This window comes from Indolivaga macrotermitis (assembly GCF_900128985.1).
GTDB lineage: Bacteria > Bacteroidota > Bacteroidia > Bacteroidales > Dysgonomonadaceae > Dysgonomonas_A > Dysgonomonas_A macrotermitis.
In genome coordinates this window covers 115,986-139,566 of sequence record NZ_FQUC01000004.1, presented here as the reverse complement: position 1 = coordinate 139,566, position 23,581 = coordinate 115,986, and the positions used below count along the sequence as shown (strand labels likewise).

The following is a 23,581-nucleotide window of genomic DNA, read 5'->3' as shown; positions in this document are numbered from 1 at the left end:
CGGACAAGTATTATGTATGTAGTTGTTTGAAAAAATCCCAGATAACTATTCCTGCCGTTACAGACACATTTAGCGAATGCTTTGTTCCGAATTGAGGTATTTCGATACATCCGTTACATGCATCTACAACTGATTGCTGTACACCCTTTACTTCGTTTCCCATAACTATAGCATACTTTCCGGAAGGATCGAGCTTTAATTCATCCAACATGACACTATTCCGGACTTGTTCAATGGCAAATACATGACACCCTCCAGTCTGAAGGCTTTTCACAGCTTGTACGGTGTCGTCAAAATACTTCCAATCCACAGAGTATTCTGCGCCTAGTGCGGTTTTATGAATTTCGGCATGGGGTGGGGTGGCACTTATTCCACAGAGATAGACCGATTCTACAAGGAATGCATCTGAAGTCCTGAATACCGACCCTATATTATTCAAACTGCGTATATTATCCAGTATAACTATTAAAGGTATTTTAGGGCTTTCTTTGAACTTTTCTGCAGAGATACGGTTCAGTTCTGTTATTTTTAGTTTCTTCATTTTTTAAGTAACTGTAAGTATTTAATGTTACATTAACAAAGGATAGTAGCCTCTTGTTGTTATGCTTACAAAGTCAATAAAAAGGTCTGAGACCTTACTTCCTTTCATCTATCAATAGTACACTTGCAGAATCTAGATCTGCCCCCATCGGAGGATTGTTTTTCGATAATTTCAACTCGATAGTCTCGATTGCGGGAAATTCCTTTCTTAAAGCCAAAATGATACGTCCGGCCACATGCTCTAATAATTTAGATGGTATTTCCATTTCCTTTTTTACTATCTCAAAAACGGTTGCATAGCTGATTGTGTCCTCTAAACAGTCTGATTGAACGGCTTTTGCAATGTCTATTTTGATTTTCAGATTGATCAAAAAATGGTTTCCGACACGGGTCTCCTGTATTCCTACCCCGTGATAAGCGTATAATCTCAGGTTTTCGAGTAATATGTAAGTTTCCATACTTCGAATATATTAATGATAGAATAGAGGTGCAAAGCTAAGTTTTTTTTTTACATTTGTTATTCTTAATAACCTCATTTAGAAAATTGATATATGTTGAATCGTAAGGAAGTCGTGCCTACCCCTAGTGGCATGCATAACGTTCTCTCAGCCGGAACAGTTTTAACCGGAAATCTTGTTACTCAGGATGACATTCGTATAGATGGCGTTATAGAAGGCAATATAATAAGTAAAGGAAAAATCATAATAGGTAATAACGGCCATGTATCGGGTGATGTAGAGTGTACCAACCTCGATCTTCTCGGTAAAGTTTCGGGAAATGTTGTGTGTGAAGATACTATTGTACTGAGAGCTACGGCAAACCTTATAGGAGATATTACAACCCAAACTATAGAGATAGAGCCGGGAGCCAGATTCTCAGGTTCTTGTAGAATGAAAAATTAAAGGTCGCAGGCCTTTTTATTGTATAGGCAAGTAGTGTTTACAAAGCGGAAGTGTTTTTGTAATGAGTTATCCATACTTGCTGTTATTTAAAATTTCTGTTATGGCAAACGTTATACATCGTCGATTGTCCTCGTTGAGACAATTTTTAGAGGAGAAAGATTTACATGCATTTATTATTCCGAGTACCGACCCGCATTTGAGTGAATATCCTGCATCTCATTGGGCTTCGCGCGAATGGATAAGCGGATTTACAGGTTCTGCCGGAACGATAGTAGTAACAAGAGATAAAGCCGGACTTTGGACAGACTCGCGATACTTTCTTCAGGCAGCACAACAGCTAAACAATTCGGGTATAGATCTTTTTAGAGAAGGTTTACCCACAACTCCAACAATTGAAGAATGGCTGTTAAGCGAATTATCAGAAGGGAATAATGTTGGTATCGATGGCAATGTATATGCTGCACATGATGCTTATCAGTTGACTGCACGATTGAATAGCAAAGGACTTCATCTGATTGCCGATTATGATCCATTTACACAGATCTGGAAGGATAGGCCGCAAATACCGACAAACACAATATTCGAACTACCTACAAAATACAGCGGAGTTTCGGCTTCGGATAAAATAAAAGAAGTCCGTCAGTTCTTAAAAAAAGAGGGGGCTGACTCTATTCTTATATCATCACTGGATACTATTGCATGGCTTTACAACATACGCGGAAACGATGTGCATTGTAATCCTGTTGCAGTATGCCATGCATATGTTTCGAATAACGAAGCTGTAATTTTTATTGATCCGAAGAAATTAACTCAGGAAACCGTACAACATTTTCAACAAGAGGGAGTTGCTATTGCAGACTATACCAAGGTTGAGGATTATGTGTCGAATATAACAGAAGATTCGAAAATCTGTTTACAGAGTACTAAAATATCTTTCAGCCTCTATAATAGAATACCCAAATCATGTCGTATTATAGACATTCCGTCTCCTGTCGATTTGATGAAGAGCGTTAAGAATGAGACCGAAAAACAAGGCTTCCGTAATGCTATGGAACGTGATGGAGTAGCATTAGTGAAATTTTTCATGTGGCTTGAGAAAGCTGTCCCCGCAGGCGAAGTAGAAGAGCTTACTATTGTCGAAAAACTTGTAGAATACCGGAGCCAGCAAGACTTGTTTGTTGGTGAAAGTTTTGATACTATTGCAGGTTATATGCCTAACGGAGCTATAGTGCATTATCACGTAACACCCGAAAGTTCGTTAAAAGTAAAACCGGAAGGTTTATTACTTATTGATTCGGGAGCTCAGTTTTTTGACGGAACTACTGATATTACCCGTACTGTAGCTGTAGGCACTATTAGCGAACAGATGAAGAAAGACTACACAATGGTACTGAAAGGGCACATTAATTTGGCTACGGCTATTTTTCCTCAGGGAACACGTGGTAGCCAGTTAGATATCTTAGCCCGAAAAACATTGTGGGATAATGGTTTGAATTATCTGCATGGAACAGGACATGGTATCGGACATTTTCTGAATGTGCACGAAGGACCCCAAAATATACGGATGAATGAAAATCCGACAACATTACAACCAGGTATGGTTACATCTAACGAGCCGGGATTATATAGGGCAAATCAATACGGAATCCGTATCGAAAACCTTATACTGGCAAAAGAAGAATGCGTGACAGAATTTGGTGCGTTTTATTCTTTCGAAACACTGACCCTTTGTCCGATAGATACAGCCCCTATTATAAAGGAAATGTTGACAAACAAAGAAATAAGTTGGTTTAATAACTATCATCAATTTGTATTTGACCGTCTTTCGCCTAGCCTTACAGAAGAGGAAAAGGCTTGGTTGAAAGAAAAGACAAAAGCGATTTAAGAATACTCATATTTTAGATATCATATAAAAACAAGATGGCTTTAATAAAAGAAGTTAGAGGCTTTACACCACAAATAGGAAAAAATGCATTTCTTGCAGATAACGCTACTATTATAGGCGATGTTATTATGGGAGACGATTGCAGTGTATGGTTTAACGCCGTACTGCGTGGTGATGTTAATTCGATCCGCATAGGCAATCGGGTTAATATTCAGGACGGAAGCGTTTTGCATACTTTATATCAAAAGTCGACAGTCGAAATAGGCGATGATGTTTCCATCGGTCACAATGTGGTAATACACGGAGCGAAAATCGAAAGTGGAGCTTTGATCGGTATGGGAGCGATTGTTCTAGATCATGCCGTTATAGGCGAAGGCTCTATTGTTGCTGCCGGATCGGTAATTCTAAGTGGTACTATAGTAGAGCCGGGAAGTATTTATGCGGGAGTACCAGCTAAATTTGTGAAGAAAGTAGATCCCGAACAGGCAAAAGAAATGAATCAGAAAATAGCCAAGAATTACCTGATGTATTCGGGATGGTTCAAAGAGGAGTAAGAAAAAATACAATAGATATTTTAAAGACGAAGCTGATTTTTAGGCTTCGTTTTTACTTTACGATATATCGGATGAAGCGATTTTTCTTAAAATGGATAGACCGATACAGGACAGCTAAACTGAAATACCGGATTAGTATCCCTGTTATGCTGATACTTAGTATCTGGTATATCTTTTGCTTGCCTTCACCTTTGTTCGATGTGCCATATAGCACTGTGGTATCCGATCGGCACGAGGAGCTACTCGGAGCACGTATTGCCGACGATCAGCAGTGGCGTTTTCCGACAGTAGATTCAGTTCCGGAAAAATATAAAACATGCCTGATTGAGTTCGAAGACCAGTATTTCAGGTATCATTGGGGAATTAATCCAGGATCTATACTTAGGGCGGTTAAACAGAATTTTTCGGAGAAAAGAATTGTTAGTGGAGCCAGTACTATTACTATGCAAACGATCCGTCTGGCAAGGAAAGAAAACCGAACGTTCGGAGAAAAATTCCTTGAGATGATTATGGCCACCCGCCTCGAATTTTCGTATTCGAAAGATGAGATTATCAACCTATATGCTTCACATGCACCAATGGGAGGTAATGTAGTAGGTATAGAAGCTGCATCATGGAGATATTTCGGGCATCAGTCTTCAACTTTGTCGTGGGCTGAGGCTGCAACATTGGCTGTTTTACCCAATTCGCCGGCTATGATGCACTTCGGACGGAACAGGTCGAAGCTATTGAGTAAGCGTAACAACCTCCTGAAAAAATTATACGAAAGGGAAATACTGGATAAAACCGATTATGAGTTGGCTCTGGCAGAACCACTTCCCTTCGAACCTTACGCCTTACCACAGATAGCGCCTCACTTGGTTACCAAAATCTATAAAGAACAAGGAGGAAAGCAAATACGTACCACAATAGATAAGCAGCGGCAATTACTCATTGAGAATATTTTATCGAGATGGAATGCCGAGTTTGCACAAAACGAAATTAAAAATATAGCAGCCATTGTTATAGATGTAGAAAAGAATGAGGTGATTGCTTATTGTGGCAATGTGCATTTCGATAAATCAATATCGGCCAATCAGGTTGATATCTTACAATCGCCCCGAAGTACAGGGAGTATCCTCAAACCGTTCCTTTATTGTGCAATGATGGATAACGGACAGTTACTTCCCAATCAGTTATTAGCAGATATTCCTATTAATATAAACGGATTTACACCTAAAAATTTCAGTTTGAATTACGATGGAGCTGTTCCGGCATCCGAGGCTTTAGCCCGTTCACTTAATATTCCTTTTGTGACATCTCTCCGTAAATATGGGGTTACTAAATTTTACAACCTGTTGAGAGATGCAGGGATGACAACACTGTCACGTTCGCCCGATAATTACGGGCTTTCGCTTATATTGGGAGGGGCAGAAGGTAAACTTTGGGATATAAGCCAGATGTATGCGCATATGGCACAATCTTTGAACGATTATAACAGAGAACAAAGTTATTGGAAACGCAAGCCGGTTTCATATATATATGACGAAGACAATGACAAAACTGAAGAACATATTACCGACCCTTTATTCAAAGCTGGAGCTATCTGGTTGACTCTGGATGCGCTTACAAATCTGAATCGTCCGGAAGAGATAGACTGGCGTTCTATCCCTTCAATCCAGAAGATCGCATGGAAAACCGGAACCAGTTTCGGGTTTCGTGATGGATGGGCTGTAGGTGTCAATCCTAAGTATACGGTAGGAGTATGGGTTGGTAATTCGGATGGGGAAGGTCGCCCCGGATTGACAGGAGCTCGTACTGCCGGAATGGTAATGTTCGATATTTTCAACGCACTACCGTCCTCTAAATGGTTTACTGCTCCTATTCGCGATTTGGTTAAAACGGAAGTTTGCAGGGAAAGTGGATTTTTGACAGGAGTTAATTGCCCTGAATCTTCGAAAGACACATTGTGGGTAACGAAGAAAGCATTGGAAGCTCCGGTTTGTTCATACCACATAAAGGTAAATGTATCGGAAGATTTTAAGTATAGGGTTTACGAGGATTGTGCCGGAGGCAGAGGGATAGTACAAACATCGTGGTTTGTGTTGCCTGCATCGTGGGAGTGGTTTTATAAAGAGCATCATCCTTCTTACCGTTCATTGCCGCCATTTTCACCCGAATGTCAGGCAGACGATAATACAAAAGTAATGGAGTTTATTTATCCGGTGAATAATGCCGTAGTAAGTATTCCCAAACAGTTGGACGGAACCCAAGGGCGGATAATATTTGAATTGGCACATCGTAACCCGCAATCTAAAGTGTTCTGGCATTTGGATGAAGATTATATCGGAGAAACACAAAATTTTCATAAGAAAGAATTATCTCCACTCAAAGGCAATCATAGGTTGACGGTGGTGGATGAAGCCGGAAATTCGGTATCGATCCGCTTTATAGTAAAATAGCTTGTTCTCGACTTTATGGCTGAAATGCCTAAACAAACAGGTTATAAAAACGTTAAATAGAAAAACATAAACATATGGCTTTTATTGATTATTATAGTGTGCTTGGGCTGACAAAAACAGCTACTGCTGATGATATAAAGAAGGCTTACAGAAAACTAGCCCGGAAATATCATCCGGATGTAAATCCCAACAACGAAGAAGCTCATCAGAAGTTTCAACAGATAAATGAAGCAAATGAGGTTCTTAGTGATCCCGAAAAAAGAAAAAAATACGACGAGTACGGAGAAAACTGGAAGCATGCCGAAGAATACGAGAAAGCCCGTCAGCAACAATCGCAGCATGGAGGCTTTGCCGGATTTGGCGATGGTGGCGGAGGGTATTCGTATAGCTTCTCCGGAGGTGATGATGGCGAATTCTCCGATTTTTTTGAGTCATTGTTCGGAAGTCGGGGAGGACAGAGAACCGGAGGGCGTAGCCGGGGATTCAAAGGTCAGGATTTCGGCGCCGAGTTACATTTGACATTACGGGATGCAGCGCAAACGCACAAACAAACTTTAACCGTTAACGGGAAAACTATCCGTATAACTGTACCTGCCGGAATAGCAGACGGGCAAGTAATTAAGCTTCCCAAGCAAGGAGGACCGGGAGCCAATGGAGGACCCGATGGAGATTTGTATATTACATTTGTAATAGAAAATGATTCTGTATTTAACAGGGTAGGGGATGATTTATATCTGAATGCTCCTCTGGATTTATATACAGCGGTTTTGGGAGGAAATACAATGATTGACACATTATCGGGAAAAGTAAAACTGAAAGTAAAACCCGAAACCCAGAATGGCACCAAAGTCCGCCTCAAAGGCAAAGGTTTCCCTGTATATAAACAAGATGGTCGCTTCGGGGACCTGTATGTAACCTATTCGGTGCAAGTGCCGATAGGGTTGACTGACGAACAAAAAGCATTATTTAAAAAATTGGCAGAATCTAAATAATACGGCTATGGAAACAGGACTAATTATTATAGAAGAATATTGCAGGAACTCGCGTATCGAATCGTCTTTCGTCTCTTTACTTGCAAGGGAAGGGCTTATCGACATTAAGGTTGTTGAGGAGACGATGTATATACATGAGTCTCAATTAGCCGATTTAGATAGGTTTGCTAATATGTATTACGATCTCTCGATTAATATAGAGGGTATAGATGTTATACATAACTTATTGCAGCGCATAAACGGTTTGGAAAAGGAACTATATAGCTTACGAAAATTGTTCGGACATAAGGATGACTTATGGGAAGATATAGAATAGAAGAAAGACTGCTGATTCAAATAAATCAGCAGTCTTTCTTTTTTAGAATTTCCAGTAAAGCATACTTGCCCTATTTGAGTTAATGGCTCCTTCAGTGGAATGTACAAGATAACATGTTGTTGTTGTAGCTTGATCATGTGCCCAGTAGAAACATACTTCATCATTCGCTTCCAAATCAGCATAAAATGTAGCAGTATAGGATATTGGGCGTCCCGTATATACGTAAAGATCTATCTGAATACAATCAAGGATACTTGTCGAACCCGCTTTAGTCATGTACACATAATATGTTTTATTAGCAGGTGTTGGTGTAAATGTTCCGGGTCCTCCATATAAACGAATGGAAAAACCGTAAGAGCCTTTTTCGTCGATAGTAATCGTTCCTGTTGAGGTAAATTTCAATAGAGTACCTTCTGCTATCCCAGTCGGAGTATGAGGAAGACTATAGGCACGCTCTAATAAATTATTAGTGCGTACTGAAGTGTTTTCATAAGGAGTATCCTCTATACGTAACCACATATATCCCGAGTAATAATGCATATAATTGGTATTAGTATCGTAGACGAAAAGTCCTTTTCCGGGAGAAGGTACAGTTGTTATATCTGTTGTTGAAGTTAACGCAACTCGATTAAGCCCTAATGCTTTATTGGTATCATAGAGCCCAAATTGGCTGGATGTATGCCCTTCGGAACCCATATTGACATACATCTCTCCATTAGCATCAACCTGAGCTATCAGATCATTTTTTAACTGCGCGACGGTCGGGGTGGAGGCATTGTCTCCGTTTCCGTCTATATGAAATACCCCTCTCGGGTTGCTTGTATTAATTCCAACCTGAGAATAAGAATTAAGCACTAAGAAAAAAAGCACGGATAATATCAATAGATTTTTCATTTTTCTTGATTATTTATATTTTCCAATATATTAAGCTTGTTAAGTTGGCAGAAGTGGTACTTCCTCCATATAAAGTCCACACTGGATGATCCTTAGCGTTGCCCAGATAAATATAAACTTCGTCGTTCGCTTGCAACGAAGCTCCAAGGGTTACCATATAAGCCATTTCTTTTGTACTAAATACACTCAAATCTAATTCGGCACTATCCAGAATTGTCAGATCGCTTTTTTTAACAAGGTATATATAGTAGTGGTATACAGGGTTGTCCCTTCCAACTGGAATAGTAAAAGCCGGTACACTACCATATAGGCGAATACAAAAAGCATAAGCAGATGTAGACGGAACTTTGATTGCACCGTCAGCGGACTTAAATTTGAGTAATGCTGTGCCAACGTGTGTACTTGTTGAAGAAATTGTAGTAGTAGGGGTATTATTCAGCAATGTTGATAACGTTAGTTCGGGTAGGGAAGTGTTAGTATCTACCCTTAACCATTGGCTATTATTATGAAAAAAGACCCCTTCCGATATGGATGCCGAGGTATTGGTATTGGTGTTATACACTAACATTCCTGAACGGGGCGTTGGCACAGTAGTAATATCAGTAGGGCTGCTGAGTGCTACTTTATTTAAAGTGAATCCTTTGGTGCTCGATTGTAAATCGAGTTGTGCATTAGTACTTGGTATCTTACCGATTCCAACTCCTACACCTCCTGCACCGTCATTTTGGATAATAATATCGTCAGTTAACTCAGATGTTATTGGGCTTGCAGGAGTATTCCCTAACCCGTCTATATGGAATGCACCGATAGGATTCAGGCTCCTGATCCCTACCTGGGCATATACCATCGACGATAGAGCGAGGCAAAATATATATAATAAATTTTTTTTCATGTTGTTATAAGTAATTATTATTCAGGGAAATTGAAAGATCAATATAATTTCCAGTAGAACATGGAAGTTGCGGCTATCACACTCGGAATACTGGTATTTGCAATAAGGGTCCATGGTACTGCATTAGCAGAGTTATGTGCCAGATATATTTCGGCTTCATCTCCCTCTTCGAAGGTACCGGCCAGACAACCCGGTTGAGAAAAAGTGGGTTCTAAAAACGGAGTCATGGTCATTCCATCTAATAGGGTTGAAGGGCTTCCTTTTTTAACAAGAAATAAATAGTATAAGCCGGGTACTCCTCCTCCGGCAGAACTGCCATACAAGTTGACCATAAACACATATCTCCCTGTATTGCTGATTGTAATAGAGCCGCCTGAAGTAAAGGATAGCCGTGTACCACCGTATCCTCCGGCACTAACTGTTGCCGTTGTAACAGATGTTGAAGCACCATTCGAAAGCAGATTGAGCCGTGTTGTCCCCATCTTACTCGACCGCATTATATGCCAACTGCTTCCATTAAAATAATAATAACCCTCGTTCATATTGTTATTATATGCCGTATTGTATATGACCGTACCTTTCTCAGGATTGGGAACAGTTATGATATCGGTAAGCGATGTCAAAGCCACTTTGTTAAATAACAGTCCTTTATTCGGAGCAAGTAAGTCAAGTTGAGTATTATCGGAGGGTACTCCGCCTATACCGAGGTTGATACTGCCTGTCGAGCTGACTTTCGCAACCACATCGTTTAATAATTGGGTAGTGGTAGGTGTAGCCGAATTATCCCGTCCGGCGTCAACATGGAATACTCCTAATGGGTTTTCCGTATGAATACCAATTTGAGCAAAGGTTATTCCGAAAGCGAATATACCCATCAGTAAAAGAATCTTTTTTTTCATTATTGTTTTGAGTTGTTGTTTTTAGGGTCTTAGACCAGTTGGTTGTTTTTATATTAGTGAAGTGTCTGCATGATGTAAATAGAGAATACAAAGTGCATATATTGTATTCTGCTACGTATGAAATATGGCATAAGGGTAAGTTGTAATAAGGCTTTGAATTCGAACGACAACAAAACAACAATGACTCTACCAGATATAACTTACCCTGCCAATTTTTGTTTGATATATAAAAAATATTGAGACACATGTACACCGCAAATGTATAGCGTTTTTCTGACACAATAAAATTTAGGTGTAATATTTGATAAGGAAAAAAAATATAAATTAACGCGTTACGCGCTTCTTTATTTTTATTTTGTAAAATTAATGCGTGTGTGTGTCTCTCTCTCTCTCTCTCTCTCTCTCTCTCTCTCTCTCTCTAATATTTCAACACAGACAAGCAAATCTAAATTGTTAAAATTTAAATTGTTTAAAGATATTTTATGTGTGAAAATATTAGTCATTTAGTTTGTAAAAGAACCGCATTGATGCAGCAAATATAGGGATTATTTTTATAATAGAAAGAATTTGAAAAAATAATGGTTGTTTAGTAAACAAAAAAGGTTAACTAGTTGTCAACCTTTTTTGTTGGTGTTATTACTTCTTTATTCTGTTTGTAACATTTTTATTCGTTATAATATACTTTTTACTGGAACAGTAAGGTAGTTCATTATCTCCTATTGTATTCAGAAATGCGTTTTGAAGACAAATACCATCTTCGGCTTCAGTATTCAGGTCAAACCCGATACCCATGGGGTAATATATCGGATTTCCATCTACTGTCTCAAATTCCAAATCCGATAATCCCGGTGCTACTATTGTATAAGTAATAGTCGTCGGGCTGCCAGTTGCATTTCCGGGCAAGGTAAATCCTTTCACTATTGTGTATCCGGGTATCGGAGTATTGCTTCCGTCATCTTCGATCTCTACATATTCAGTCGCATTTGCAGCAACAGTTCCATTTATTTTGAAAGAACCCGCTTTATAATGAAAATTCTCATTATAACCTATTTCCAGAAACATATCGGGGATACTCGCATTCGGATTATCGATTTTTAGAGTTACTTCTATTTCATTATTTTCTCTAAAACAGTCAGACGGTTTTAGTTCCATCTGTGCAGATAGGTACTTATAGTCGCGGGCATCATCAATAACGAATGTCGGTGTACGCTTATCTGTATCAACACCTTCTATGAAATAGGCATCGGTGCTGAGCAGCGATTCGCTTTCCTGATTGTCTTTCCGAACATAAGTTATTTTACTCTGGTTGTAATACGTTTGATTGATCGGTGCATCTTCCTTGAAAATAGCCTGAGCCCGGAAAGTAATTGTTTTTCCGTTACCGGGAAGTTTTAATTTATCGATTATCATTCTATTATCTTCAAGAATGATACTGTTGCCACCGGATTCTTCTATAGTTGTATCAACCAGATTTGCATCAATGGCCAGTGAATTTGCCAGCCATTCCATCTCGATAGGCAAGATGTCTTCAAAATACACACGTGCGGAATCACATTCGTTATTTGCATTTAATATAGTAAAGGTGTAATCAACGATACCGCATACATGTGTTTCGAGAGTGCCTTTCTTTTGCATCGAATACCCGGCCTCATTAGGTGGAGGGAGTGGTTGTGGGCACGAAAACTGCATAGCAAATAAGTCTAGGTAGCGAGTCGAAGCTCTGGAACTCGAATATTCGATAACGATTTGTTCTACGGCAAATCCAAAGTCGAAATGTAGCATTGCTCTTGGATTTCCCCGTCCGGGCGATTGTTTACCATTACCAACAGCCTTACTGTTTCCAACAATATCAAATGTATAGCCCCGCCTTTTATTAGCTCCTGCGAGCGGCTCTCTGTAGACATTGGCCGGATATACTCTGACTCCGTTACAATAACCGTATACTTCGGCAGTCTCATAAAGATCGATATCTCCTATTGCAAACGATACGTTAGCGGGCATCGATAAAGTATATGTGATTGTAGATAAAGCATTAGCTGATCCGCTGGAGTTGAGATTTACCGCTCCCCGGTTGCCTCCCGGACGGATACGCATACGATTAACACCGGATGCTATTTTAAATTCAACATCCATCGTAAGGTTTCCGTTGTCGGTTGCCAGTCCTGTTTTAATAACAGGGCTGCTAGGCGATGTGATTGTAACACTGCTCGCACCCAGATTACTTCTGGTAAGGTTAAACCCATCATCCCCTTTGAATGTACACGATTCGCAATTGCCCGGTAAAGCTTCGAATGCTAAGGCAAAATATGTATATTCGTTGGTAAATGTATAATCAAACCTGTGATAACCATCTTTGAAAGTACCTGGAATTACTAGTTTCCATGCATCATTATCAAAATCACTTTCGTTATCCGCAACCAAAAGATATGCCTGATATCCATTATTCATATAGTTGTCCAGAGAGCTACCCCCGGCAGCACCCGCGAGTATGGTTACGGTCATTTGGTTCAGGTTTGTTTTTTGGACAAGCCATACGCGGGAAGTTCGTGTTGAAAAAGCATAACAGTCCTCTTCTGTATATGTTATTGTATTATTGATCTGATTATCACCCCAGAACAGGCCGCTAAGATTATTAGTGAAACTTTCTGATACAGCATCTCCTTGTCCACAAATATCATGTCCTTCCACCATCATTCCGATAATACCTTCTTTACTGGTTGACTTAGCTTTATTGATGAAGATTGAATTATCGTCACGTACTAATCCTGCAATGTTGTTATGAAATCCTTTGTTAGGCGAAGAGTTACCTTTCCAAACTATAGTAGAACCATCGGATAGAATATAATTGTAATTCAGATCAGGATTGTTGTCATCCGCATCAAGGGTTATCGCATATTTGATACCCAGATAAGTTCTTATTTTATCTTGTTCCGGTTCGGTAAGTGCCTGCTCATAAAAAAATACTTCAGAGATTAAACCCTGAAAGCTTCCGGATGTTATACTCGCTCCGCCAAGAGTTCCCCCTGATGCCATCTTGAACCCCGTACCAAATAATCCGGTAGCAGATACTTTTTCTTGCCATCCGCCAAAATCGTGTATCGCATAACCACTGTTATTAACCGTTCCTGCACTATGGGTATTTATCATTTGGAGTGCGGTCGTGAATTTTTCGAATCCGACCAAAGTTCCATCCACGTCCGTTTGTCCGGGTGCACCATTACTGTTACGTACACGTCCTACTCCATCTCCGGGAGCAAAGCCCATGGCCGGAGTACGAGTCGTAATAGCTCTCGGATTATTAGAACCGAATCCATGCGTGTATAGCCTGTCGTTACTGGCATATGCTGTTGCATAATAGCTAACGAACGAAGTGAAATCAGTCGGAGCATCCTCCTTCATGGGGCCTTCTTTCCGGGCTAAATAAGAGGTTATGGAAAAGTCTACAGCTGCGTGAAAGTTCATCTTTTCGTCGCATTCTACATATTGCGGATATGTTTTCCCTGTATAAGCTACATCTGCGTAACTATAGTCGTTGCCATTATACGTCTGATCTTTCCAAACAGAGACATTATTGTCGCCTGCCAGAACTATACTAGCGGGATCATCCGCTTTGAGCCATACTCTTAGATTCTGAAATACCCCTCCCGGTGCAGTTATAAATGTGGCGAAACCTACGAGGTCTCCATCGTTAATCAGTACATCTTTAGCAACTTCATTTTCAACAAGGTATATTCGGGTTTTGTTGGGAGCAAAAGTAGGATCGTCCGGTGACACTAAAACGTATTTTGAACCGACATGTGGCTTAATATTAACAGTGTAGCTCGATTGCCCGGTCGTTTGGGCTTTTAATACTATGTTTTGTACGGCATTTAATTCTTCGACGATTGATCCGTTTAGATAAGCTGTCCCTTTGGCTTGTGTGTAAGCAGATACTTCGGAGCCCGTATTTGAACCAAACATAAGAAAGTTCCCATCGGCAATTGTTCCTGCATTGTTTGAGTTCAGGTCTTTCAGCTCGTCAACAAAAACGGTTGCAACTTTCTTGTCAAAGCTATTAGATTGTTTCTGGTCTAATCCCGATCCGGAGTCTTTACCTATCCCGAAAACATTATTTTTATATCCATCATTTAATGTTCCGGTTCCATCCCATACAACAGTTCCATCCGATGATATAATATTTTGGTTCTCTAAAGTAATTCCATATTTGATAGCTAAATAGGAATGAATCTTTTCAAGGTCCAGATCACTTATGTATGTTCCTGCATCTGCTGATACTACAATGACCTCCAGTATTTCGCCGAAAAAATAGTTGGTTGTGGCAGTACTGCTCGATTTACCAATGATGGGGAAAGTATTTCCCGGAGAGAGTTGTGCCCGGCCGGTAGTTGCTGTACCTAGTTGTCCGTTATGATATAACCTGATAGGATTAGCAGTGACATAGTCGTTTGGCCTGATTGAAGTTCCTATTCCATAAAGCTTTCCTATCCCTGTGGAATGATAAAAGGAGCTTCCTCTATAGTTCTGCATCCAAATATTTTTATTGCTGGTGGCATTTCGCCATCCATCATTGTCCGAAGTACTACCACCATAGTTAATAACGGTTGCCAAAGAGCTTGACTGAGTATCATCCATTACCGATACCCAGAAAGTGTAATAAGCCTTATTGGATGTTACGGTCATTGCTGTTTCGGCGATCATGCTCCGGTTCCGTTCTGCAGTGCTCGCATTACCTTCTTCAACATCAGTGTAAAATTCTATTGATGGATTATAGTTCATTGCCGAATATTTTATTCTCGGAACCAGTAACGCTGCATTCTGCTTAAAGTGAATATTGTTAGATGATTTGTCTAACCATTGTGTAATATTGCTTCCATCAGCAGGTATCGTATTCTGTACTTTGTCGGCCTGTAGCCAAAGCTCTATTGTTAGAGCTGTGCCACCGGGTGTCTGAGCATACATACCGTTAACAAATGATGAAGCTAATATTATCCACAAAGACAATATCAGATAGTTGTATATTTTCATTTTTTTTTGCTCCCTGAGTTTTGTTAATAACCTTATTTTAAAACGAATACAACGTTTATGAGAGTTTCATCAGTGGCAGCTCCTATAACTTTATATTCCAGAATACCTGCATTACTGATATTTACTATCTGAAAAACATCTTTAGAATAGTATGTTATATAGTAATATAAGTCCGTTGCTGTAGGAAAATAAGGAATACTAGCCGGAGCTCCAATACTTGCCTTAAAGGTTGTAGGGTCGGAACCTAAAAATTGCTTTTTATATTCGTCATACAAGTCAATAGTAAGGCTGGTTGTTGATATTTCTTCTGTGGATATGGCTATAGATGGCATATAAAACCAACGCATTTGAGATGGTATGGTAAGACATATCCAATTAGAACCTGTCGTAAACTGAGATACGCACTTCAGATCCGTATCAAATACCAAGAGTCCTGAAGCCGGGCTGCTTATTGCTTCCTTTTGTATGGTAGTCATTCGTGGAATAAGCATACCCTTCTCTGTGCTGACAATATCCAGGGTCGCACTGGGATCAGGAGTTTCAGTGTTGATTCCAACTTGTGCGTTGACCGAGTAAATACTAGCAAGTGTTAAGATTAATAATGTGATTTTTTTTTTCATTTTGCTTGATTTGTTTATTGATTTTAAGTAGAAATTTGAGATAGTATAAGAGGTTTGTGATTTTTTTTATATATTTCTTATACTAGAAATTAGATAGGTAACATCTTCGCAAAGATTGAGACTTGGGAGGTAATAGAATAAATAAACTATTCCAGATTCAAATTTTTGCATGAACTGATATTTATTAGAAATGCCGAAAAGGACACAATATAAATATCATCGTGTTGATTTGACGAAATATAAACCTAAACATCTTTTATTAGTTAATAATACTTTGTACATCTTTTATCTTCTTACAATTATAATAACTATCGTGTTTTCCTGCTTGTAAGAATGATAGGCTATTCAATTAGCCGTATTTTAAGAGTTTTTCAATTTTGTAAAATTAAAAATTATCAATAAATGTTATTGTTAATATTTTACAAAAATAAAAGCGTATATGTTAACAAATAAAAAATGAATGAGGGTTTATTTTCTGTTTTTATATCGGTAAATCTGTCCGTTTATTCAGTGCATATTTTTGATATACTCCTCGCTCTTTGCAAATCTGTTCATTGCTAGTCGATTAGAGTGCTAATCTTACTCAGTGTGTTATCGAATATTTTTATACTTGTACTCAGACTCTTTCTCTTGTAATAGTCCTTAAATAGAAAGAAAGTACTTCCAATATTAGTTTCTGTATTTATTTTTTTATCAGAATTGCCAGAATGATCGATAAGGGTATAATCTAATACATTTCGTAGATACCGGGTATTAGTCCCAGTAAGGGTGCAATTTACCCCGAGGGAGAATATCCCTGTGGCTAAAAGATTCTTCTTTTTCATAATTAATCTAGTTTGAATTGTTGTTTGTAGGGCTGTGGCCCCTTTTGTTGCTTTTATGTTAAATGATTGTTTCTTAAAAAGATAATAAAGCAGCAAAGTGCATGCACTGCACCCTGCTGCAATAAGCAGTTGGTTTATTGGTAAATGATTGTCCGGAGTAGTATTCGAACGACGACAAAACAACAATGATTTTATCCGGTACAATTTACCGAACCAACTTATTAGGAAATGGATATATACGACAAAGCAAACGAAGACATAAAAAAATGTCCCGTTATTTTGACACAATAGAAAATTTTGTTTAGTTAACGCCCTGTGATGCGTCTCTCTCTCTCTCTCTCTCTCTCTCTCTCTCTCTCTCTCTCTAATATTTCAGCACACAAAAACAAATCTAAATTGTTAAAAATTAGACTATTTGTTGATTTTTTATATGTGAAAATATTAGTCATTTTCAAATGAAATTATGCTTATAATGCTGCAAATATAATGAATGTTTTCATTCTGACAAATAGAAATTATAGATATAAAAGAAAGTCCCTTATAACATGATGCCATAAGAGACTTTTCATCCAAATACATGTTAATCTAATTGTTGAGTATTTTTACAGCTCCGAAATGCGATCCTCCATACCTATTTCTTACTGTATCATATATATCGGCAATAGCCCATATCTCGAGCTCAGCATTTGCTGTAAAAGTTATTAGTTTTACAAACTGAGGCTTTGACCAATATCCTCCTTCGTATTCATGCAAACTTCCGACAGTCTCCAATACTTGCCCGTTGGTCTTATTTCTTAATTGTATCCAAAAGAAGGTAGGACCTGTAGTTGTTGGTGAGCCATAGCCATTAGCAGATACAGACGAGTATATCAACCAAGTACCGGGTGTAACTTTTATACTAGTTCGAGTTATGTTAGTCCATGTGGAAGTTATAACCAGAGATCGGCTGGGATCTTCTACATTGGGATCAGCCAAGCCTGTAGGGTCACCATATAAAAGACCATCTAAAATACTTTCGATTGGAGTTAAAATATCATTGATATCTTTCCATGATGCATTACCATTGCTATCGGATAGCAGGCGCATATCTGCTTTAAGATTTGTTCCGGATAAGAAAAGAGATCCTTTAATATCCAATTTTGTGGTCGGAACAGTCCCTACTCCAACATTTCCGGATCCATCAATAATGAGGTCATCACTTAATTGTGTAGATGTGGGTGCTGAATTATCTGGGTTATTACCCTTCCCGTCCAGATGAAACAGGTATTGAGGATTATCGGTATAGACTCCAATCTGGGAAAATATGGTATGCCCCGGCGAGAGGAGCATTAAGCATAATGCAAAGAAGTATAAATTATATCGCTTCATAGTAGAATCAATTTTATTGAAGTTTAATAGCATAAAAATATGCTCCTGATAAATTTGAAGTTAATCTGGGGGATGTATAACTAGGAGACGGACTCTTTACGTATATAGAGTATTCCCTCTTCTTTTGGGATATTCCCTCCAGAGGGATCGATACAAAGCCGGTAACCATAGGTGTACAATAATATTGGCTATATACACCTGTCCGTATCATATGGGGGAGCCCTGATTCGCTAATTGTTTTAGTTGTAACAGTACCCTGTGTGTCGGTCGTCTTCTCTTCTATTTTTATCCAAACGAATTGAGCTCTGTCTTCCGTGCCTGTAGCTGTACCTACAACATCGACCCGCCCTACTATCATCCATAATCCTCCTTTGAGGTTTAGAGGGGTAGATGTTACATTAGTATAAGTTGTGGCCAGGTTTTGGGTTGTCATTATATTCCCCAATGCAATCCTTCTTCCGACCATGTCTGCATCGCGCCAGGAACCTAATCCGGTTGCATCCGAGACAAAAAAAGCACCCTCCTGCTGTTGGCCATCTACAATACGTAAACCACCCCTGACTTCGACTTTCACACTTGGCGCTGTCGTGCCAAAACCGAGATTGCCATCCGAAGTTATTACCAGATCATCTGTTACTCCGGTTGTTCCCGAAGAATTATTTAATGGGTCTATTTGCATACGGATTCCGGAAGTTACCCCATTTATTTTTACCACCTGAGCATTCGAAGGATTAGCAAAGAGTATTAAAGCACAGAATACACCCAGATATATTGTATTTATTTTTTGACAATAAATTTTTCTCATAACATAAATTACTTTAAGATAGTTTTATTGCATATAGATAAGAGCCTCCCAGATCAGGAGAGGTATAAGTACAATTGGACCAGTTCTGTCCCTGTAATACCACCTTCTTGGTGCCACTGGTAATATCTATGACACCCACAGTCTCCACAATATCATAGTATGCTCCATCGTAAGAAGGTCTTCCTCCGGCTGCGTTGATAGCATTTCCTGTGGAAGCATCCAGTAGACGGAGCCAGGTAAAATATGTAGAAGCACATGCGTTTTTAGTTACTAAACGTGCCATTAACATCCATTTTCCAGCTGTAAGTTCTACCTCTGGTGTAACTGCCAGCCATGCCGCTCCATTTCCACCCGGCAATAGTAGTCCATCATAGACACTGGACTCTATAATTTGAAATTTAAAAGTTTCGGCCCAGTATCCAAGTCCGGTACCAGCTGTGGTAAAGATTTTACCTTCAGCCTGTGTCCCATCGGCTATGCGTACACTGCCTCTGACATCAAGTTTTGCTGTTGGGGTCACTGTTCCGATCCCAACATTACCTGTACTTGTGACAATAACATCATCTTCATATCCGTTGGTTCCAGTCACATTAGTATTCGCTAAAGGATCTACATGGAATACTCCTAGTGGATTTTGTGTGTTTATTCCTACTTGTGAGCATATAATTCCGGAGGAAAAAATACCCATAAGTAAAAGGATTTTCTTTTTCATTGTTGTTTTGTTTAAACTATTTAAGTGTGTCGTTATTTTTCTTAAGAATATAAAGTACACGCATTTGTACTTTGTTAACTATAATGTTGATCTTAATATTTGAAACGAAAACAAGAATATCCTTATCAGGTTCGGCCTATTAAACTCACTTGTGAAATCATATAAGAAATTTACCGGGCTTACTTTTCGGAATATTCAGTGCCTGTATATTTTTAGGTTTAGGTTACTCAATAAATATACATGGGAGTCTTATAGTATAGATGTTTATTCTAATAATGAGCAGTGAGTTTACTATGTAAAACTGCATACATCAAAAGTGTTGTTCCTTACCGGAGAATAACAATCTGCGCATATCATGATTGTTATCTTTTTTAATATACATCCAAGCTCTATTCGTTTGTTCTTTTGAGTCAGCCCGATGCCATATACGCTTGAGGTGCTATAGCTATGTCTTCATTAATTCCATATAAATGGATAATGCTATTTTTAGAGTGTCTATTGAATGCCTTTAGACAATTTTTAATGATTGTTTCCAGTCGAATACAGGCTATTCTGTAAGAGAATATACCTGTCGGTAAAAAAGTGTTCTTTTCTATCATTGCTTTTTTGAGTTGTTGTTTATGTCGTTGTCTATGGATTATTCTTAAAAGCAGCAAGATACAATCCCTGCATCCTGCTGCATTAGGTAGTTGACAGTTTGACAAATCTAGTATAAAACAGGAATTCGAACGACAACAAAATAAAGATGATCCTGTCTGTTGCAATCTGTACTGGCTACTTTTTATAGTGTGAAAATGACGCAGTGAAAAGTGCGTACAATTATGTACTATGAAAAAATTATAATTATTTATCATAATATTTATATTATACGTGTGCGTCTCTCTCTCTCTCTCTCTCTCTCTCTCTCTCTCTCTCTCTCTCTAATATTTCGGCACACAAAAACAAATCTAAATTGTTAAAAATTAGATTGCTGTTATTTTTATGCGTAGAAATAGGACTCATTCCTAATAGGTCTGGTGTTGATACCGCAAAAGTAGAAAATATTTTTAGAAAACAACTATAAAATCAGGTAAAAGACGAAGAATGAGCATCTTCGTCGTGCTTTTTAGCTTCTTTAGATAGTTCAGGATAGGTTATACGGGAATGATAAATAGTCATCAGTTTTTCTTTAAATATAGTTTTAGCAGTTTCTATATCTAAGAATGTTATAGGCGCATTTTTTAGTAGTCCATCAGCTAACTGGCTGTTTATGAGTTTTTCAACAAGATTGGATATTGTTTCTTCAGTATATTCAGACAGGCTTCTCGAAGCAGCTTCAATCGTATCGGCCATCAGCAGAATAGCGGTTTCTTTACTAAAAGGGTTAGGCCCCGGATAAGAAAAATCAGCTTCATTTACATCTTCATCGGGATGGGCGTTTCTGTATGAATTGTAGAAATACTTTACTTTACCTGTTCCATGATGAGTAGCTATAAAGTCGATAATCTGCTGAGGCAAATTGTACTTTTTGGCTATTTTAATACCTTCCGATACATGGCTGATTATTATTCTCGCACTTTCTTTGTATGAGAGAGAGTCATGCGGATTCATTCCCGGAATCTGGTTCTCTGTAAAGAAGGCAGGATTAGTCATTTTACCTATATCGTGATACAACGCTCCCGTACGAACGAGCTGTGCATTTGCTCCGATCCGGCTTGCCGCCGCTGCTGCAAGATTGGCTACTTGCATCGAATGTTGGAATGTGCCCGGAGCGACCTCAGATAGTTTTTGTAATAATGGCTTGTTTATATTGGAAAGTTCAATCATACTCACTCCCGATATAAACCCAAATGCTTTTTCGCACATATATACAAGAAGGTAAGCAAACATTACGAACATGAAATTGATAGCGAAATATAGGAACATTAACGGGTCGATTTGTTTAATATCTCCTTTTAAAGCCAGTGTAACGCCGATATACAAAGATGCATATGCCAATAGAATAAAGAAAGATGCTTTGATAAGTTGAGACCGTTCCGACAAATCTCTCAGGCTAAATATACACACAAAGCCTATGGGGATTTGCAACATCAGAAACTCTTGAGGAAAGGGTACCATCAGGGAACAGATCAGCGATGTAACTAAGTGTGTAATCATAGCAGTCCGCGAATCGATGAAGGTACGCACCATGATGGTTGCTATAGCAAATGGTATTACATAGACATTGATTCCGACTTGTATGAAGAGGCTTGTTAGTACACAAAACAGAACTATCATCAATAACATAAACAGCACGTTACGCCGGTTATGATATTCTCTGCTACGGAAGAATTGGAGATAGATCATGAATGCCATGATAAAGGCTGTTATTAATATGATATCTCCGGCTACCATCCAGTTTCGCCGGGTACCCGATCCTTCCTTTTGCTCCGTTATTTTTTGCAGCGAATTCAGTATGTGAACAGTTTTCGGTGTTACTATCTCGCCCCGGTCAATAATTTTCTGTCCGGCTAATACATTGCCTTCCGCAAAAGGAACTTTCATGAGTAGTTCGTCTTTGGCTTTCTTTGATAATTCGGCATCCTGAATAATATTGTCAAACAGGTAATTATTCAGATTCAGAGACTGTAATGTTTGTATATGCAGTTCGTCTTGCGGTGCATCATTTATAAGCTTTTCATATGCCAACTTCGAAGTATAGAAGGAATTTATTGCCCTGAGGTCGGCTATATTATCATTTCCGATCAGGTATAGCTGTTTGAGGTTACTATTTCCTATTTTTTCGTAATCATCGGCCGAAATTAATCCGACTGAATATATTTCGTTCATCTTCTTCTGGACATACGAAATGTACTCGGATGCAACACCAGCGGCTTTAGCATCATTAGTAAATATCGTGATCGAGCGTTCAGCCCGGGTTTTGTCTTGCGAATAGTATCCTATATACTGACGCATTATACTGTCGCGCTCGTGTTCCAGTTGGGCATCGGGCTTATAAATCGGGAAGTCGAAAGGAGCGGTGACCAAACCGTATCTCCAAGGTTTACCTTCAGTCTCATCATAACTGATTTTGGTTTCGCGCGGAGCAAAGTATGCAATAAGTATTATTGCGAGAACGAATAATACGATTGTGGGTATCTTTATTTCTTTCTTTAAAACTTCCATAAATTCAATAAGCAAAAAGGCGATGTGTAAACCTTAGTTTTTTAATAGAAAATCAAAATCATCTTTTGACGTTAATTCGACCGGTGCCACTCCGTATTTGAAAATACGGGCAGAGCGATCTCCCAGTAAAGATAATTTTCCATCTTCAAAATGCAAAATAGTAGATTCCCTCAATCCTACAACATAAACGTCGGGGTTCTGTATTATAAATTCATTGATCCGCATTTCGCGCGTCTCTCCTCCATGATTGGCAGGATTATCGTCCAGGTAATGAGGATTGAGCTGGAAAGGCACAAAGCTGAATGTATCAAAACTCAAAGGAGCAATTATAGGCATATCATTTGTTGTGCGAAGGGTCGGGCAGGCAACATTAGATCCTGCGCTCCATCCGATATATGGCGTTCCATTCAGAACTTTCGAACGGACGCAGTCTATAAGATTATTATCTTGTAGCGTACGGGTAAGTTTCCATGTATTACCGCCACCTATCATGATAGCATCGGCTTTTAAAATTGCATCTGTGGGATTATCAAATGTATGGATACCCCGTACTTGTATATTCACTTCCTGCAAACTGCCATTGACTTTATCGACATATTCGTCATACGAAAAAGTCACTGCGGCATATGGTATAAACACTATATTTAATGGCTGTTCGCCTAAAAATGATTTGATCGCTTGTTTAGGATAACCCAGATAAGATTCTCCCGGATTGGTTGAATTACTCAACAATAATAATTTCATAAAGCTTTTTTATTTAAAATACTA

The 23,581-nt window shown here is 38.9% G+C and carries 18 protein-coding genes; 6 read left to right on the top strand and 12 right to left on the bottom strand.

Features of this window, described 5'->3' with window-relative positions:
- Window positions 1-10: 10 nt before the first annotated feature.
- Window positions 11-541, bottom strand: a complete 531-nt coding sequence (locus BUC12_RS07560; RefSeq protein ID WP_062184060.1) for an RNA methyltransferase — start codon at window positions 539-541, stop codon at window positions 11-13.
- Window positions 542-635: 94 nt separating this feature from the next.
- The gene (gene folB / locus BUC12_RS07555) at window positions 636-998 is read right to left on the bottom strand and encodes a dihydroneopterin aldolase (RefSeq protein ID WP_062184058.1); all 363 of its coding nucleotides are present in this window, start codon (window positions 996-998) and stop codon (window positions 636-638) included.
- Window positions 999-1,091: 93 nt separating this feature from the next.
- On the opposite strand from folB, the gene BUC12_RS07550 reads away from it, so the two are divergent.
- From BUC12_RS07550 to BUC12_RS07525, 6 genes are all read left to right on the top strand, one after another.
- A complete protein-coding gene (locus tag BUC12_RS07550; RefSeq protein ID WP_062184056.1) occupies window positions 1,092-1,442 on the top strand; it encodes a bactofilin family protein in 351 nt (116 codons plus the stop codon).
- Between the two features lie 100 nt (window positions 1,443-1,542).
- Window positions 1,543-3,327, top strand: coding sequence for an aminopeptidase P family protein (locus BUC12_RS07545; protein WP_062184176.1), 1,785 nt, complete (start codon window positions 1,543-1,545; stop codon window positions 3,325-3,327).
- Window positions 3,328-3,362: 35 nt separating this feature from the next.
- Window positions 3,363-3,881 (top strand): gamma carbonic anhydrase family protein, encoded by a 519-nt coding sequence (locus BUC12_RS07540; protein ID WP_062184054.1) that lies wholly within the window; start codon window positions 3,363-3,365, stop codon window positions 3,879-3,881.
- A gap of 71 nt (window positions 3,882-3,952) precedes the next feature.
- A complete protein-coding gene (gene pbpC, locus BUC12_RS07535) occupies window positions 3,953-6,322 on the top strand; it encodes a penicillin-binding protein 1C (RefSeq protein WP_062184173.1) in 2,370 nt (789 codons plus the stop codon).
- A 74-nt stretch (window positions 6,323-6,396) separates the two neighbouring features.
- A complete protein-coding gene (locus tag BUC12_RS07530; protein WP_062184052.1) occupies window positions 6,397-7,314 on the top strand; it encodes a DnaJ C-terminal domain-containing protein in 918 nt (305 codons plus the stop codon).
- A 7-nt stretch (window positions 7,315-7,321) separates the two neighbouring features.
- Window positions 7,322-7,630: a chaperone modulator CbpM gene (locus tag BUC12_RS07525; RefSeq protein ID WP_062184049.1), complete on the top strand. Its 309-nt coding sequence runs from the start codon at window positions 7,322-7,324 to the stop codon at window positions 7,628-7,630.
- A 42-nt stretch (window positions 7,631-7,672) separates the two neighbouring features.
- Here the strand turns inward: BUC12_RS07525 and BUC12_RS07520 are convergent, their stop codons facing one another.
- From BUC12_RS07520 to pepE, 10 genes are all read right to left on the bottom strand, one after another.
- Complete coding sequence (locus tag BUC12_RS07520; protein WP_062184046.1) at window positions 7,673-8,524, bottom strand: hypothetical protein; 852 nt, start codon at window positions 8,522-8,524, stop codon at window positions 7,673-7,675.
- A 13-nt stretch (window positions 8,525-8,537) separates the two neighbouring features.
- On the bottom strand, window positions 8,538-9,416 hold the full coding sequence (locus tag BUC12_RS07515; RefSeq protein ID WP_139262026.1) for a hypothetical protein: 879 nt from the start codon (window positions 9,414-9,416) through the stop codon (window positions 8,538-8,540).
- Between the two features lie 38 nt (window positions 9,417-9,454).
- Window positions 9,455-10,315: a hypothetical protein gene (locus tag BUC12_RS07510; protein WP_062184040.1), complete on the bottom strand. Its 861-nt coding sequence runs from the start codon at window positions 10,313-10,315 to the stop codon at window positions 9,455-9,457.
- Window positions 10,316-10,951: 636 nt separating this feature from the next.
- Window positions 10,952-15,340 carry a hypothetical protein gene (locus BUC12_RS07505; RefSeq protein ID WP_062185154.1) on the bottom strand — a complete coding sequence of 1,463 codons (4,389 nt, stop codon included), beginning with the start codon at window positions 15,338-15,340 and terminating at the stop codon, window positions 10,952-10,954.
- A gap of 32 nt (window positions 15,341-15,372) precedes the next feature.
- Window positions 15,373-15,960, bottom strand: a complete 588-nt coding sequence (locus tag BUC12_RS07500) for a hypothetical protein (RefSeq protein ID WP_062185152.1) — start codon at window positions 15,958-15,960, stop codon at window positions 15,373-15,375.
- A gap of 1,409 nt (window positions 15,961-17,369) precedes the next feature.
- On the bottom strand, window positions 17,370-18,152 hold the full coding sequence (locus tag BUC12_RS07490) for a hypothetical protein (protein ID WP_139262025.1): 783 nt from the start codon (window positions 18,150-18,152) through the stop codon (window positions 17,370-17,372).
- A gap of 13 nt (window positions 18,153-18,165) precedes the next feature.
- Window positions 18,166-18,957, bottom strand: a complete 792-nt coding sequence (locus BUC12_RS07485; RefSeq protein WP_062185146.1) for a hypothetical protein — start codon at window positions 18,955-18,957, stop codon at window positions 18,166-18,168.
- 13 nt (window positions 18,958-18,970) lie between these two features.
- Complete coding sequence (locus tag BUC12_RS07480; protein ID WP_062185142.1) at window positions 18,971-19,669, bottom strand: hypothetical protein; 699 nt, start codon at window positions 19,667-19,669, stop codon at window positions 18,971-18,973.
- A gap of 1,065 nt (window positions 19,670-20,734) precedes the next feature.
- The gene (locus BUC12_RS07470; RefSeq protein WP_062181619.1) at window positions 20,735-22,813 is read right to left on the bottom strand and encodes an HD family phosphohydrolase; all 2,079 of its coding nucleotides are present in this window, start codon (window positions 22,811-22,813) and stop codon (window positions 20,735-20,737) included.
- 33 nt (window positions 22,814-22,846) lie between these two features.
- The gene (gene pepE, locus BUC12_RS07465) at window positions 22,847-23,557 is read right to left on the bottom strand and encodes a dipeptidase PepE (protein ID WP_062181617.1); all 711 of its coding nucleotides are present in this window, start codon (window positions 23,555-23,557) and stop codon (window positions 22,847-22,849) included.
- Window positions 23,558-23,581: the final 24 nt, after the last annotated feature.